Annotated in this window: 14 protein-coding genes; 6 read left to right on the plus strand and 8 right to left on the minus strand. The window is 64.4% G+C overall.

What is annotated here, in order from left to right; translation table 11 throughout:
- Window positions 1–26 precede the first annotated feature (26 nt).
- The 4 genes from ACFQ95_RS04270 to ACFQ95_RS04285 all read right to left on the minus strand — a co-directional run bounded on the left by ACFQ95_RS04270 (window position 27) and on the right by ACFQ95_RS04285 (window position 3,788).
- Window positions 27–650: a phosphoadenosine phosphosulfate reductase family protein gene (locus tag ACFQ95_RS04270; protein ID WP_422829578.1), complete on the minus strand. Its 624-nt coding sequence runs from the start codon at window positions 648–650 to the stop codon at window positions 27–29.
- 24 nt (window positions 651–674) lie between these two features.
- Window positions 675–1,097 (minus strand): DUF934 domain-containing protein, encoded by a 423-nt coding sequence (locus ACFQ95_RS04275; RefSeq protein ID WP_422829579.1) that lies wholly within the window; start codon window positions 1,095–1,097, stop codon window positions 675–677.
- A gap of 24 nt (window positions 1,098–1,121) precedes the next feature.
- Window positions 1,122–2,912, minus strand: coding sequence for a nitrite/sulfite reductase (locus tag ACFQ95_RS04280; protein WP_422829580.1), 1,791 nt, complete (start codon window positions 2,910–2,912; stop codon window positions 1,122–1,124).
- A gap of 84 nt (window positions 2,913–2,996) precedes the next feature.
- Window positions 2,997–3,788 (minus strand): sulfite exporter TauE/SafE family protein, encoded by a 792-nt coding sequence (locus ACFQ95_RS04285; RefSeq protein WP_422829581.1) that lies wholly within the window; start codon window positions 3,786–3,788, stop codon window positions 2,997–2,999.
- 147 nt (window positions 3,789–3,935) lie between these two features.
- Between ACFQ95_RS04285 and ACFQ95_RS04290 the strand changes: the two genes are divergently transcribed.
- Window positions 3,936–4,169, plus strand: a complete 234-nt coding sequence (locus ACFQ95_RS04290) for an oxidoreductase-like domain-containing protein (RefSeq protein WP_422829582.1) — start codon at window positions 3,936–3,938, stop codon at window positions 4,167–4,169.
- On the opposite strand, the gene ACFQ95_RS04295 is transcribed toward ACFQ95_RS04290, so the two are convergent.
- Together ACFQ95_RS04295 and ACFQ95_RS04300 are read right to left on the minus strand one after the other, a co-directional pair.
- Window positions 4,153–5,211, minus strand: coding sequence for an Ldh family oxidoreductase (locus ACFQ95_RS04295; protein WP_422829583.1), 1,059 nt, complete (start codon window positions 5,209–5,211; stop codon window positions 4,153–4,155). The two genes, ACFQ95_RS04290 and ACFQ95_RS04295, sit on opposite strands and share 17 nt — an antisense overlap.
- Window positions 5,212–5,261: 50 nt before the next feature.
- Window positions 5,262–6,560, minus strand: a complete 1,299-nt coding sequence (locus ACFQ95_RS04300) for an HD-GYP domain-containing protein (protein WP_422829584.1) — start codon at window positions 6,558–6,560, stop codon at window positions 5,262–5,264.
- Between the two features lie 82 nt (window positions 6,561–6,642).
- Between ACFQ95_RS04300 and ACFQ95_RS04305 the strand changes: the two genes are divergently transcribed.
- Window positions 6,643–7,779 carry an oxidoreductase gene (locus ACFQ95_RS04305; RefSeq protein WP_422829585.1) on the plus strand — a complete coding sequence of 379 codons (1,137 nt, stop codon included), beginning with the start codon at window positions 6,643–6,645 and terminating at the stop codon, window positions 7,777–7,779.
- Between the two features lie 84 nt (window positions 7,780–7,863).
- Entirely contained in the window at window positions 7,864–10,284 is a 2,421-nt protein-coding gene (locus ACFQ95_RS04310; RefSeq protein WP_422829586.1) for a YgiQ family radical SAM protein, read from the plus strand.
- Window positions 10,285–10,351: 67 nt separating this feature from the next.
- On the opposite strand, the gene ACFQ95_RS04315 is transcribed toward ACFQ95_RS04310, so the two are convergent.
- Both ACFQ95_RS04315 and ACFQ95_RS04320 read right to left on the minus strand, forming a co-directional pair.
- Window positions 10,352–10,555: a hypothetical protein gene (locus tag ACFQ95_RS04315; RefSeq protein ID WP_422829587.1), complete on the minus strand. Its 204-nt coding sequence runs from the start codon at window positions 10,553–10,555 to the stop codon at window positions 10,352–10,354.
- Between the two features lie 421 nt (window positions 10,556–10,976).
- Window positions 10,977–11,909: a LysR family transcriptional regulator gene (locus ACFQ95_RS04320; RefSeq protein ID WP_422829588.1), complete on the minus strand. Its 933-nt coding sequence runs from the start codon at window positions 11,907–11,909 to the stop codon at window positions 10,977–10,979.
- Between the two features lie 134 nt (window positions 11,910–12,043).
- Here ACFQ95_RS04320 and ACFQ95_RS04325 point away from each other — a divergent pair, with 134 nt between their 5' ends.
- Genes ACFQ95_RS04325 through ACFQ95_RS04335 form a run of 3 tightly spaced genes read left to right on the plus strand, consistent with a single transcriptional unit; the run spans window position 12,044 to window position 14,776 of the window.
- A complete protein-coding gene (locus ACFQ95_RS04325; protein ID WP_422829589.1) occupies window positions 12,044–12,910 on the plus strand; it encodes an amidohydrolase family protein in 867 nt (288 codons plus the stop codon).
- 23 nt (window positions 12,911–12,933) lie between these two features.
- The gene (locus tag ACFQ95_RS04330) at window positions 12,934–13,764 is read left to right on the plus strand and encodes an SDR family NAD(P)-dependent oxidoreductase (RefSeq protein WP_422829590.1); all 831 of its coding nucleotides are present in this window, start codon (window positions 12,934–12,936) and stop codon (window positions 13,762–13,764) included.
- Window positions 13,765–13,789: 25 nt separating this feature from the next.
- Window positions 13,790–14,776, plus strand: a complete 987-nt coding sequence (locus ACFQ95_RS04335; protein ID WP_422829591.1) for a Bug family tripartite tricarboxylate transporter substrate binding protein — start codon at window positions 13,790–13,792, stop codon at window positions 14,774–14,776.
- Window positions 14,777–14,801: the final 25 nt, after the last annotated feature.

Here is a 14,801-nt window from a genome sequence, read left to right on the forward strand (position 1 = left end):
CACTTTTCAGCGGACTTGAGTGAGTCTCAGTGGGCAAGGTGCAAGCCGCATTCGCGGTTGTCTTCACCCTTGGTGGGGTCCACATAGTCGAAGTTGTTCGGCAGGCCGTGGGCTTCGCAATACTCGTAAAGCTCTTTGGACGACCAGTGCAGCAGCGGCGCAACCTTGATCAGGCCATCAGGATTGATGCTCACCGGATCCATCTGGGCACGCACAGCGGTGTCGGTGGCGCGCAGCGCGGTGAACCACACCTTGGGTGCCGTTTCGCGCAGGGCGCGCGCAAATGGCTCCAGCTTCACTTCCTGGGTAAAGGCCGCATGGCGTGGGTCGTCGAGTGCGGGTGTTGGGCCTTCCACGGCTTCACGGTGTGCACGCGAGCGGCGTGGCAGGTAGATCTGCAGGTTGAGCTTGAGTTGCTTGGTCACCTCGTCGACGAAACGGTAGGTGGCTTCGGTGTTGTAGCCGTTGTCCATCCAGACCACGGGCACATCGGGCCGCACGCTAGTGACCATGTGCAGGATCACCGCCTCGAACGGGCGGAAGTTGGTGGTGACTATGGACGGTTGGTCCAGGCCAAGGGCCCAGTCCACCAGCCCCTGGGCGTTGCGGCCCAGTTCGGCGTTGATGTGTGCGAGGTCTAGGGTGCTCATGTGTCTACTTTGCTCAGGCGGCGTTCAGGCTGCGGTAACCGCTTGATCGCGCAGTTCGGGCTCGACAAACAGCGGCTTCACGTGCACCGCGTCACCTTGGTAGAAGGCCTTGAAGCGGTCGAACTGGCGCTGGGCGGCGCTGGCGTCCACACCTGCGCGCAGCACGGCCACGTCGAAACCGCTGCGTTGCATCTGCACCAGTTGGTCGATCAGCACGTCGCCGGTGGCGCGGATCTCGCCCTTGAATTCAAGGCGGCGGCGCAGCAGGAAAGCCTGGCTGTAGGCGCGGCCATCGGTGAACTTGGGGAACACCAGGTCGATACGCGTCACACCGTCGAGCGCCAGGCTGCGCGGGTCTACGTCGTTGGCCACGGTGAGGATGCCATTTTGGGCAGCAGATCCAACTTCTGGGCCCGGTGTGTGTGCGGTGGCAGCTATGATTTTCATTATGTTGATCTTTCGTCGTTCTGCTTAGGCGGCCACAGCTGCGGGGCGGCCGGTGCTGATACGGGCGGCGTTGGCGGCGGCTTTGAACGGGTCCTGGCCGACGCGGCGCAGCGTGTCGATAAAGGTTTCTGCTTTGCCTTCGGCGTTTTGGCGGTTGGCGCGGTAGGTGTCGAGCAGGGCTTCGATCACTTCAGGCACTTCGGCGGCGCTGAACGATGGGCCCACCACCTTGCCGGCAGCCGCATGGCCCGACAGGTCCGAGCCGTCCGAACCGGCCAGCGTCACCTGGTACCACTCCTGGCCGTCTTTGTCCACGCCCAGAATGCCGATGTGTGCACTGTGGTGGTGGCCGCAGGAGTTGATGCAGCCGCTCATGTGCAGGTCGATTTCGCCCAGGTCGTGCAGCTCGTCCATGTCCTGGTAACGCGCGGTGATGGCTTCGGCGATGGGCAAGGAACGGGCGTTGGCCAGTGCGCAGAAGTCGCCGCCGGGGCAGGCGATCATGTCGGTCAGCAGGCGGATGTTGCTCAGGGCCAGGCCGGCGGCGCGGGCCTCGGTGTAGAGCGCGGTCAACTCGTCTTCGCGCACCCAGGGCAGCACCAGGTTCTGGTCGTGCGTGACGCGGGCTTCACCGGCGCTGTAACGGTCCATCAGGTCGGCGGCACCGGCCAGTTGGTCGGCCGTGGCGTCACCCGGCGAGTAGCCGGGGCGCTTGAACGACAGCGTGACCACGCGCAGCGCCGGGTTCTTGTGCGCCGACACGTTTTGCTTGAGCCAGCGTTGGTATTCCGTAGTGCTGGTGTCAAAGTTGGCGGGGGCCGTAATGGTCGACGCGGGCAGTGCGCCTTGGCGGCTGGCCGGCACTTCAAAGCTGGCGGAGACGCGGTCCAGCTCGGTTTGTGTGATGGTGTGCGGGCCACCGTCGTGCGCAATGATTTCCTGGTATTCGGCTTCGACCTCGTCGATATAACGTTGGCCTTCGGCCTTCACCAGGATCTTGATGCGTGCCTTGTAGATGTTGTCGCGGCGGCCCCAGCGGTTGTAGACGCGGATCACGGCTTCCAGGTAGTTGAGCAACTGGTTCCATGGCAGGAATTCGCGTATCACCGTGCCCACCACGGGGGTGCGGCCCATGCCGCCGCCCACCATCACGCGCAAGCCGACTTCGCCGGCTTCGTTCTTCAACACGTGCAGGCCCACGTCGTGCCAGGCCGTGGCCGCGCGGTCGTCGGTGGCGCCGGTGATGGCAATCTTGAACTTGCGTGGCAGGAAGGCGAACTCGGGGTGCAGCGTGCTCCACTGGCGGATGATTTCGGCGATCGGGCGTGGGTCGGCGATTTCGTCCACGGCCACACCGGCGCGTTCGTCACTGGTGGTGTTGCGTATGCAGTTGCCGCTGGTCTGGATGCCGTGCAGGTGCACGCTGGCCAGCAGGTCCATCACATCGGCGCTCTTGGCCAGTGGAATCCAGTTGAACTGCACGTTCTGGCGTGTGGTGAAGTGGGCCACGGCGCTGGGCAGGCTGGTGAGGTCGCTCAGGCCGGGGTTGGCCTTGCTGAGGTCGTTTTCGTCCTTGCGGTCGTAGTCGCGTGCAATGGTGCCGAGCACACGCACCTGGGCGCTGTTGATCTCACCATAAGGCACGGCGATGCGCAGCATGGGCGCGAAGCGTTGCACGTACCAGCCGTTTTGCAGGCGCAGCGGGCGAAACTCGTCTTCGGCCAGTGTGCCGGCTTGCCAGCGTTCCAATTGGTCGCGGAACTGGGCGGCGCGCAACTGAACGAACTGCTTGTCGAATGGGGTGTATTGGTACATCTTTTAGGTCAACGTCATCGAAGGTGGAGGGGTTGCGCGGAACCGGGTCAAGTCGGCTGGTTTTGCGGCAAACCCGCGATTGTTCTACAAAGCAATCAACTTTGCGCCGGCATAGGCCAACAGCAGCGATAAAAGGGAGCGGATCAGGCGCTCAGGCGTCTTGCGCATGAGTTGTGAACCTAGCCAAATGCCGGGCAAGGAGCCCGCCAGCAACTTGGCCAGCAGCGCCCATTCAACCGAGCCAATCGAGGCATGGCCCAGGCCCGCGACCAGGGTCAGCGGCACGGCGTGGGCAATGTCCACAGCCACAATACGCGGCAGCGACAGTGCCGGGTACAGCAGCATCAGCACCAGGACGCCAATGGCGCCTGCACCCACCGAGGTGAGGGTGACCAGGGCGCCAATCACCGCGCCAAACACCACCGGCAGCACCTTGCTGCGCAGCGTTGGATGGTGGCTGGCAATCGCCGTAGCCGCGGGTGTGCCAGCGGTCTTGCCGCGAATGGCTTTGTAGAGGGTGGCGACTGCCGTGAGCAGCAGGGCCGCGCCCAGCGTGCTTGTCATCACACGCTGCACCGCTGGGTCGGCTGGGCCGACGTAGTTCAACACGGCGAGTGTGACCAGCGATGCCGGCACGCTGCCAGCGGCCATGCGCAACACGATAGCCCAGTCGATCACCTTGGCGCGCGCCAGGGCCACCGAGCCGCCCATCTTGGTGAAGGCGGCAAACAGCAGATCGGTGCCAATCGCCAGATGCGGCTTCACACCGAAGAAAAAGATCAGCAGCGGCGTCATCAGCGAGCCGCCGCCCACACCGGTCAAACCGACGATGAACCCGACAAAAAAGCCTGCAAAAACGAACGCAATATCGTGCATAGGGCCGGACTATAAAAGCGGCGCTTATGGAGACAAACTACATTTTTGTTTGACCAATATGTGCATAACCATATGAGGGAATCATCTCAGCCTACTTTTCAATCCGGTTACGGCAAAATGCGGGCCTTTGCCATCCCGCCAAACACCATGCCCGATCTGACGCAGCTTCTAGCCGACCAAGCCACGACCCTGGCCGTGTTCGACGAACTGCAATTGCGGCTGGCCAAGGCTGGCGCCGTGCTGCGCGCACCGCCGCCCGTACCCACCAGCTGTTGTGGGCGCGGCTGCAACGGCTGTGTCTGGGAAGGCTTTTACGACGCGGCCAATTACTGGCGCGATGATGCGCTGGAGGCGCTACAGGCGATCATGCTTCAGGAATAGGCTCGGGCGCCTTGACCTGATAGGCCTCGCTCCAACTGGCCAGCGAAGGCATGATGGACGGGTAGAGCCCCACGCCATCGAGTAACTGCTGTTGCAGCAACTTCAAGCCGCCTTCGCCCGGTGTGCGCACCGCATGGCCGGCCTTGGCCGGGCGCGAGGCGCGGCAGCTTTGGGTGACCTTGTCGGTCTGGCGCGTGAACGCGTCGAGTCCGGCAAAGGCGCGCGGGTCGATGATCTGCAAGAACACCGTGGCGCCCCAGCCTTCTTTGGGGTCGGCGCGGCCGTGGCCGGCGAGGCCGCCGGTCAAGGCTTCGACCAGCAGCGTCAGGCCATAACCTTTGTGGCCCGAGTCTTTGCCGCCCAGCGGCAGGATGGTGCCCTTGGGTTCGTTGAACAACACCGCCGGGTCGGCGCTGGGCTCGCCATGGCCGTCCATCACCCATTGCGCGGGCAGGTGGCGGCCTTCCTTGTGCAGGCGGCCGGTGAGCCCGTTGGTGGTGGCCGAGGTCGATACGTCCATCAACACCGGCAGGGTGGATGTTGGAATGCCGGCCGAAATGGGGTTGGGCGTGAACACCGGATCCAGTCCGCCGAACGGTGCCACGCTTTCGCCGTTGGGGTCGGAGCAGGTCAGGATCATCAGCAGGCCCTGGTCGGTGGCGCGCTTCAGGAATGCGGCCAGGCAGGCGATGTGGTGGCTGCGGCGGATCACCACGGTGCAGGTGCCCAATCGCGCGGCGCGCTCCATGGCGATGTCCATGGCCTTGAGAATCAGCCAAGGGCCGGGCAGGCGGCGGCCGTCCCAGGTGATGGCTGCGGGGTGGTCGGCCAATACCGTGGGGCCGCCGTCCCGGGCCATGGCGCCAGACTTGAGTTCGCCCAGGTAGCCCGCGAGTTGCGCAAAACCATGGGTGTTGTGGCCCAGCAAATCACCTTCGAGCAGGATTTCGGCCACTGCGCGGGCCTTTTCGGCGTCCAGCCCGGCATGGGTGAGCAGGGATTCGCCATAGGCGAGCAGGTCGGTCGGGCGGTAGCGCAGCATGGCGTTTGTCTCTTGTTGGGTTTTTGAATGTGCAGTGGCGCTGATGGGCGTCAGCGTGAAAGGATTTGCGACACCGCGGCATCACCCTGGTTGAACCAGTTCTGCAACGGCGGCGGGTAGCTTTCCTCGGCGGATTCGACCCAGTTGAGCCGCACCTGGCGCTGCAGCGCGCGTAACTGCCAGGCCATTTCGCGGGTGATCAGCGACAGTTCAATCGCGGTCAAGCCGGTGATGGCACTGGTGTCGATCTGGCTCAGCAGCTCGGGCGAGGTGCCGGTTTCGACCAAGGTGCGGCGCATGCGAGCACAACGCGCGGCCACATGCAGCAGGGCGCTACGCCGCGCCTGGGTGACGCGGGCGTCTCCCGCCAGCGAAGCCGGCCAGTCGGCCAGGGTGTTGTCGATGGCGGTGAGGGCGACGACCGGATCGGCAACCTCTTCGTCAAAGGGCTCGACTATCGCGTCTTCTTCGGGCGGCGGGTTCAGCAGCCCGAGTATGCGTGTGACCAGCTCGGGCTGGTAACGCTGGCGGTTGGTGCGCAACAGCACGGAAAGGCGCAACTCGGCGTGGCTGCGGTTGGGCTTGATCATGGCGGCCACCAACTGGGCCATGGCCAGCAGCGAGCCCCAGGGACTGATGGCCGCGCCCGAGAGGCCGCTGGGGTAGCCCGAACCATCGAGCATTTCGTGGTGCTCGCGCACCGCACGCACCATGTCGCGCGAATATTCCTTGTGTTCCTGCAGCAGCAGGGCCGACACCAGCGGGTGTGAATACAGCTGGCGCCTTTCGTTGCGGCTGATCTGCTGCTTGGGCTGCAGCAGCACCGGGTCTACGTGCAGCATGCCAAGGTCGTGCAGCAAGCCAGCCGACATGATCATCACCAGGTCGGAGCGCAGCACCTGCGGGCGGCGGCCCAGCCAGCCAGCGATCAAGGCCGTGGCCACAAAATACTTGAACTGCTCGGGGTGTACGTCGCGTGCCACGGTGAGCTGAAATGCGATTGGTTTGGGCAGCGGCAAGGATTCCAGCAAATCCAGCAGCACCAGCCTGTCTTGGGGCTTGGGTGTCATGCGGGCGAACAGCGGCAGTTCGGTGAAGAGGGTTTCGGCCATGGCGCGCAGATCGCGTCCGCGCACCGGGCCTTCGACGTCGAGTGCGTTCTGCCATGGTTCGGCCGACTGGTGCTGCATCAAGCGCTCATACAGCTTGGCGGTCATGGTGGTGCCGCGGTCTATGAGTTTGATGCCCTGGGTGGTGAAGATCGCGTTGGTGGCGACCAGTGGCCGTTGCTCGCCCATCTGGGCCACGGCTTTATTGAAGTGAGGGGAGTCTGCTGCGCGTTCGGGCATGGGGTAAGTTTGTATCACAGTGAAACAGGGCTGAAGCTGTGAACACCGGGGAAGTCAGCGCGTTTTCGCGGATCATAGGGGCATGCTGCAAACAAAACCTGCTCTCTTTTATTCTCCTACTACCGTTCAACGCCTTCCCGCAGACCGTCCGGTGCGCGCGGCGCTGGTGGGTTATGGCTCTGCGGGGCGCATTTTCCATGCGCCGCTGCTGTCCGGCGCGCCGGACATAGAACTGGCCTGCATCGTCAGCAGCAAGCCCGATGCGGTGCGCCAGGACTGGCCGAACATACCGGTTGTGGCCACGGCAGACGAGGCCTTTGCCAACCCCGATATCGACCTGGTGGTCATCGCCACCAGCAACCAAAGCCACCACCCGCTGGCGCGTGCCGCGTTGCTGGCGGGCAAACATGTGGTGGTCGACAAGCCCTGCACCGTCACCCTGGCCGAGACCGAAGACCTGCTGGGCCTGGCACGCACCGGCGAACGTATGTTGGCGGTGTTCCAGAACCGGCGTTTTGATGCCGACTTTCTGGCGCTGCGCGAGGTGCTGGCCAGTGGCGCCCTGGGCCGCATCGTGCATTTCGAATCGCATTACGACCGCTACCGGCCCGAGGTGCTGAACCGTTGGCGCGACGACGACATTCCCGGCTCCGGCCTGTGGGTGGACCTGGGCGCGCACCTGGTCGACCAGGCGCTGCAGTTGTTTGGTGTGCCCGACGACATCACGCTAGACCTGGCGCAGCAACGCGACGGCGCGCGTACCAACGACTACTTCCACGCCCAATTGCGCTATGACCAGCAGCAGCCCGGCCTGCGCGTGGTGCTGCATGGCAGCGCGCTGGTGCCGTCTCTGGGGCCACGCTACGCATTACATGGCAGCAAGGGTTCGTTCATCAAATACGGACTGGACACCCAGGAAGAGGCGCTGAAGGCCGGCGCGCGTCCACAGTGGGGCGATCTGGCGGCCTGGGGGCGCGACCCCGATGTGGGCACGCTGGTGTTTCCACGGGATGGTGCGGCCGAACGCCGGCCGGGGCCGGATCTGCCGGGCAACTATCTGGCCTACTACGGCCAGCTCGCGGCCTTTTTGCAGGGGGCGGCTGCACAGCCACCGGTCACCCCGGCCGAGGTGCACCAGGTGATGGCGCTGCTGGAGCGCGGCCGCCACAGCGCCGACAAGGGCCACCGCGTCGACACCTCCGATCTGCGCAACGGCTGAGCGCGTTCCGCGAAGTAGCCCTACAACGGGCGTTTTCGGGGGCTAACCACTACAATTCAGGGTTATCCCCCTAAGAAGACCCCGATGAACGCCCCTGTTGACGTTTCCTTTTTTGCGCGCGCCGCCAAGCCGCTGACCAGTTACCGCAAGTACTGGGCCGCCCGTTTTGGCACGGCCAAATTCCTGCCGACCTCGCGCAAGGAGATGGAAGCCCTGGGCTGGGACAGTTGCGACATCATCGTGGTCACGGGTGATGCCTATGTGGACCACCCGAGCTTTGGCATGTCGGTCATAGGCCGCATGCTGGAAGCGCAGGGCTTCCGCGTCGGCATCATCGCCCAGCCCGACTGGCAGAGCGCCGAACCCTTCAAGGTCCTGGGCAAACCGAACCTGTTCTTCGGCGTGACCGCTGGCAACATGGATTCGATGATCAACCGCTACACGGCTGACCGCAAAATCCGTAGCGACGACGCCTACACCCCCGGCGACGTGGGCGGTGCACGCCCCGACCGCGCGGCCATCGTCTACTCGCAGCGCTGCCGTGAAGCCTGGAGCGACGTGCCCATCATCCTGGGCGGCATTGAAGGCAGCCTGCGCCGTATTGCGCACTACGACTACTGGCAGGACAAGGTGCGCCGTTCCATTGTGGTCGATGCGAAATGCGACCTGCTGCTGTATGGCAACGCCGAACGCGCCATCGTCGAAATTGCCCACCGCCTGGCCGCCAAGGAGCCGGTGCAGGACATTCTGGACGTGCGTGGCACGGCCTTTGTACGCCGCAGCACACCAGAGGGCTGGTTCGAGATCGATTCCACCACGGTGGACGAACCCGGCCGTGTCGAAGCACATGTCAACCCGTATTTGATGGTGTCCGACCAAGCCAAGGCCAACGGTGAAACCTGCGCCAAGGAAGACGAAGCCAATGCCGTGGCCGCACAGGCCGAGGCGGCCGCGCGTGGCGCGGCTGGCAGCGCCATCACCTTGCCCGCTGCATTGGCGCGCAACCCCAACGTCAAGCCCCTGACCTTTGTGCCCAACCCGGCGCTGCGTGGCCTGGGTTCACACAAGGTGCCGCCGCGTGAACGCAGTGTGTTGCGTCTGCCGTCCTACGAACAGGTGCGCGCCGACCCGGTGCTCTACGCCCACGCCAACCGTGTGCTGCACCTGGAAACCAACCCCGGCAACGCCCGTGCGCTGGTGCAGGCGCACGGCGAAGGCCACACCGCGCGCGACGTGTGGATCAACCCGCCGCCGATTCCGCTGACCACGGCCGAGATGGACCACGTGTTCGACCTGCCGTATGCGCGCAGCCCACACCCACGCTACGCCGATGAAAATGGCAGCCATGATGGCGCCACCAAAATCCCGGCGTGGGAGATGATCCGTTTCTCGGTCAACATCATGCGTGGCTGTTTTGGCGGCTGCACCTTCTGCTCCATCACCGAGCACGAAGGCCGCATCATCCAAAGCCGTTCGGAAGACTCCATCATCAAAGAGGTGGAGGCCATTCGTGATTCGGTGCAGGGTTTTACCGGCACCATTTCCGACCTGGGCGGCCCCACGGCCAACATGTACCGCATTGGTTGCAAGACACCCGAGATCGAAGCCGCGTGCCGCAAGCCGAGTTGTGTCTACCCTGGCATCTGCCAGAACCTGAACACCAACCACGATCCGCTGATCAAGATCTACCGCCGCGCGCGCGCGCTCAAGGGCGTAAAGAAGATTCTGATCGGCTCCGGCCTGCGTTACGACCTGGCCGTGCAGTCGCCCGAATACGTCAAAGAGCTGGTGCAGCACCACGTCGGCGGCTACCTGAAGATCGCCCCCGAGCACACCGAGCAAGGCCCTTTGTCCAAGATGATGAAGCCCGGCATTGGCAGCTATGACAAGTTCAAGCAGATGTTCGAGAAGTACTCGGCCGAAGCGGGCAAGAAGCAGTACCTGATTCCGTACTTCATTGCCGCGCACCCGGGCACGACCGACGAAGACATGATGAACCTGGCCATCTGGCTGAAGAAGAACGGTTTCCGCGCCGACCAGGTGCAAACCTTCTACCCCAGCCCCATGGCCACGGCCACCGCCATGTACCACAGCAACCGCAACCCGCTGCGCAAGATCACGCGCACCAGTGAGCCGGTAGACATTGTGCGTGGCGACAAGCGCCGGCGCCTGCACAAGGCGTTTTTGCGTTACCACGACTCGAACAACTGGCCGCTGCTGCGCGAAGCCTTGAAGGCCATGGGCCGTGCCGACCTGATTGGCAATGGCAAGCAGCATCTGATCCCCAGCTGGCAGCCGCTGACCGACGGCACCTACCAAAGTGCGCGGCGTTCCAACTCCACGCCTGTGGCCGGCAAGGCGCCAGGTGCGGCCAAGGCTGCTGCGGGGGCCGGCAAGGTGATCAGCGGCAAGCCGCAGCGCGGGCGTATCCTGACCCAGCACACCGGCCTGCCACCGCGTGAAACCGGGGCCGCCAAGCGGCCCGGCACGGGCAAGAAGCGCTAAGCTTCAGAGCGAAGAAAAGGGGGCTTGCAGCGATGCAAGCCCCCTTTTTTTGCATGTTGCGGTGGTGTTATTCCTTGGCGCCCAGTGCATGGTTCAGCGCATCGCGCAAAAGCTGCAATTCATCGGTCGAAAACGTGCCAGAAAACTTCACCTGGTGTTCGGGCCGTTTGGCCGTGGCGATGAAGCGGCTGATCAACAAATGGTGGCCGGTGTCGGTAGGCGTCACACGCGCGTCGATTTGCCAACCAGTGGTGGATTGAAATACCTGCATTTGATTCTCCTTGCCCCGCAGACGATGAGAACGTCTGCTGCGTGCGGGGAGGAGTCGCGGCTCAACGTTTTAGCAGTTGTTAACGCCCCTGCAATAGTCATAACTCGGGCGGCCACCGCGTGACGGTGGAGCGCTGATTGTAGTGGCAGCGCGGGGGGATCTTGCGCAACCACCCGGGCGAGTGCCGCAGCAATCGGCAAACACAGGCATCGGCGTCGCTTTTCTGCGAGGTATTCCAGAAAAAAAGCCCGCAGAACCGATTGCGGTTGCAGGCCGCGCCGGCGCAACTGACGCCGGAACCCGCTGTGATGCCACAAGGGCAGGCAGGGTCACGGCGCCGCAGCTGCTCGGCGGCGTGGCTCGGACAGGCTGCAAAAAGCGCGCTCAGCGGTTTGAAGCAATTTGCGGCCACCGCCCTGGGTCAGCCGGTTTTGCGCTGCCGTGTGGCCGTTCCACGCGGCTTTTCATGCTGGCCGTAGTAGGCCAGGGCCAGGGTGCGCAGAAGCTCCGTGGCCAGGCGGCTGGGGCGTGTGGCGGGCCGGGCCTTGGGCACGGCCAGTACCACGCGGTTGCGGATGGCGGGGCTGACGATGGCGGCCACGTGCAGCACTTGCGGGTAGTTCCACAAGCGCACGGCGCTGGCCGGCAGCACGGTGTGCGACACACCACGTGCCACCAGCGACAGCACGGTCTGCACCGAGTCGACCTCGGCCACGATGGACAAGGGCAGGCCGCGCGGCCGGGTTTCCTTTTCCAGCAACTGGCGCAGCGCGTTCGGCCCGCTGGGCATGACCAGGGGCAGGGCGGCGACGTCGGCCAGCTTGATGCGCGCGGGCAGGGGCTTGGGGCCAAACAGCACCAGTGGTTCACGCGCCAGGGTTTCCTCTTGCACCTGGGCCGAATGCGGCGGATCGAACAGGATGGCGGCATCGAGCTTGCCGGCCACCAGCCATTCGCGCAGCCGGATGCTCAAGGCCTCCACCACACAAATCACCGCGTCCGGGTACTGGGCGCGAAAGCGTTCTATCAGGTCGGCGGTGAGCACCTGGGCCACGCGTGGCGGCAAGCCCACGGTCACACGCCCGTGTGGGCTGGCGCGGCGTTCGTGCATGTCGGTGCGCGCGCGCTCGGCCAACTCGAAGATGTTGCGCGCGTGGGCCAACAAGGCCAGGCCCGACTCGGTGGGCTCTGCGCCGCGGCCGGTGCGCACCAGCAGCGGCTGGCCAACCTCCTGCTCCAGCAGCAGTACCTGGCGGCTCAACGCGGGCTGCGACATGTGTAATGCGGCAGCGCCACGGCTGAAGCTTCCGGCCTCGACCACGGCCACAAAGTAGTGCAGGCGCGTCAGGTCCATTGCCGGTGGTGTGTGGGATGCATTTTGCGGGTTTTCACGGATGAATCCATCGTATTTGCGGATAGCTGGTATTCGGAAAAAGCCAGTCTAGGTGGCCTTGCGTCACCGCACAATTCGGGAAACCGCCCAGCACCATGACCCATATTCAAACTTATCTCGCCACACCTTCCACGCCACATCTGGCCTTGCCGCCGGGGGCCTGTGATGCCCATGTGCACGTGTTTGGCCCGGCTGAAAAATTCCCCTACGCCGAGGCGCGCAGCTTCACGCCGGTGGATGCACCCAAGGAGGCGCTGTTTGCCTTGCACCGTATGCTGGGCATCAGGCGTTGTGTGATCGTGCAATCGGCCGTGCATGGTTTTGACAACCGCGCCGTGGAAGACGCCATCGCCTCCGGCGGCGGGCGCTACCTGGGCGTGGCATTGCTGCCCTTGTCCGTCAGCGATGCCGAGCTGCAGCGCCTGGCGGCCGCAGGCTTTCGCGGTGTGCGTTTCAACTTCATGCGCCATTTGCAGGCCAGCGCCGGCATAGACGAAGTGCTGGCCTTCAGCCAGCGCCTGGCGCCACTGGGCATGCACTTGCAGGTGCATTTTGAAAGTGCTCTTGTGCATGTGCTGGGCGAGCGCCTGGTACGCAGCGCTGTGCCGGTGGTGATAGACCACATGGGCCGCGTCGATGCCGCGCTGGGCCCGGACCACGCCGACTTCGTGGCTCTGCGCCGCTTGCTGCAGAACCCGCTGTTCCGCATCAAGGTCAGCGGGGTGGACCGTGTGGCCGCCGGCCCCGCGTACTACGCCCAGGGCGTGGCCTTGGCACGCCTGCTGGTGCAGGACGCGCCGGATCGCTGCTTCTGGGGCAGTGATTGGCCGCACCCCAACCACCACCACGTGCCGGATGACGGTGTGCTGGTCGACCTGCTGGCCGATATCGCCCCGGATGCAGCGCAGCGCCAGCGGCTGCTGGTCGACAACCCGCTGGCGTTTTACCGTTTTCCCTCTTGAACCGTTTTAACCGTTGCTGCGCCATGACTGAAACCGTCTCTCTTTTTCAACCCGCTTCACGCCGTCTGGACGGCAAGGTCGTGCTGGTCACAGGCGCGGGATCGGTAGGCCCCGGCTGGGGCAATGGCCGGGCCATCGCCGTGCGTTTTGCGCAGGAGGGTGCACGCGTGTTTGGTGTGGACCGCGCCGTACAAGCCATGGATGAGACGCGGGCGCGCATCGTCGCGGCCCAGGGCGAATTCGAGGGCGTGGCCTGTGACGTGACCCATAGCGCGGCGGTGGCCGAGGCGGTGGCGCAATGTCTGGCGCGGTTTGGCCGTATCGACATTCTGGTCAACAACGTTGGTGGTTCGGCCAAGGGCGGCCCCGAAGAAATGAGTGAAGAGGTGTGGGACACCCAGGTCGACCACAACCTCAAGAGTGTGTTCCTCAGCTGCAAGCATGTGTTGCCGCTGATGGTGGCGCAGGGCGCGGGTGCCATCGTCAACCTGTCTTCGACTTCCGGCCTGCGCTGGACCGGCTCGGCCCAGATTGCCTACGCGGCCACCAAGGCCGCCGTGATCCAGTTCAGCCGCGTGTTGGCCGTGCAGTACGCCGACCGGGGCGTGCGCGTCAACACCGTGGTGCCGGGGCAGTTGCATACCCCCATGGTGGAAACACGCTTGGCCGGGCAACGCGCCGGCGGCGATGTGCAAGCCCTGCTGGCACAGCGCCAGGCGCGTATTCCGCTGCCCTTCATGGGCGACGGCCGCGATACCGCTGCGGCAGCGCTGTATCTCGCATCCGACGAGGCGCGCTTCGTCACGGGCACGGAAATTGTGGTTGACGGCGGCATGTCGGTGCGCTGCGATTAAAAAATATTCAACAGGAGACAAAACCATGTTCAAACCTTCAACTTTCCGACGCTGGACGCTGCGCTTGGCCGCCCTCGCTGCGGTCACGCTGCTGGCCGCGCCAGGTGCATTTGCACAAGACAAGATCACCCGCATCGTGGTCGCCTTCCCACCCGGTGGCCCGGTGGACTTTGTGGCCCGCGCCATGGCCGACCAGTTGGGCAAGGAACTCGGTGGCCAGCAGGTGATCATCGAAAACAAGGCTGGGGCCAACGGCGCAATTGCGGCTGAGTATGTGTCGCGTGCCGCACCCGATGCCCACACGCTGTGGCTCACCAGCGTGGGCGCGGTGGCCATCAACCCCGCGCTGTACGACAAGCTGCCCTACGATCCGGTGCGGGATCTCACGCCGGTGTCGTTGGCCGTGCGCAATGTTGAGGTGCTGGTGGTGCCGGCGAGCGCGCCCTACAACACCGGAGCCGAATTTGTGGCCGCCGCGCGCAAGAGTGCGCAGCCAATGACCTTGGCTTCGTCCGGCACCGGCAGCGTGCCGCACCTGGCGATGGAGCAGTTGTCGGACGCGGCCAAGGTGCCGCTGATGCACGTGCCGTACAAGGGTGCGGCGCCGGCCATCAACGACGTGATGGCCGGCCATGTGAACGGCTTCTTTGGCGATATTCCGGGGCTCATAGGCTTCATCAAAGGCGGCAAACTCAAGCCGATTGGCCTTGCCGCCACCAAGCGGCATCCGCTGCTGCCCGACGTGAAAACCTTTGCCGAGATGGGCGTGCCGGGTGTGGATTCGGACAACTGGTACGCCTTGTTTGCCGCCAAGGGCACGCCGCCCGCAGCGGTGGAGAGCATGAACCAGGCCGTGCGCCGCGCGCTGGACAACGAGGCGGTGAAGAGCAAACTTTTGGCCTCGGGTGCCGAGCCTGCGCCATCGACACCGGCCGACCTGGCGAAACTGCTGGCGACCGACAGCGCCAAATGGGCGGCGGTGGTGCGCAGCAAAAACATCAAACCCGATTGAAGCTGTTCTAAGGCTTTTGGAGACA

Origin of the sequence: Variovorax sp. HJSM1_2 (assembly GCF_049316285.1) — a bacterium.
Classification (GTDB): Bacteria; Pseudomonadota; Gammaproteobacteria; order Burkholderiales; family Burkholderiaceae_C; genus Rhodoferax_B.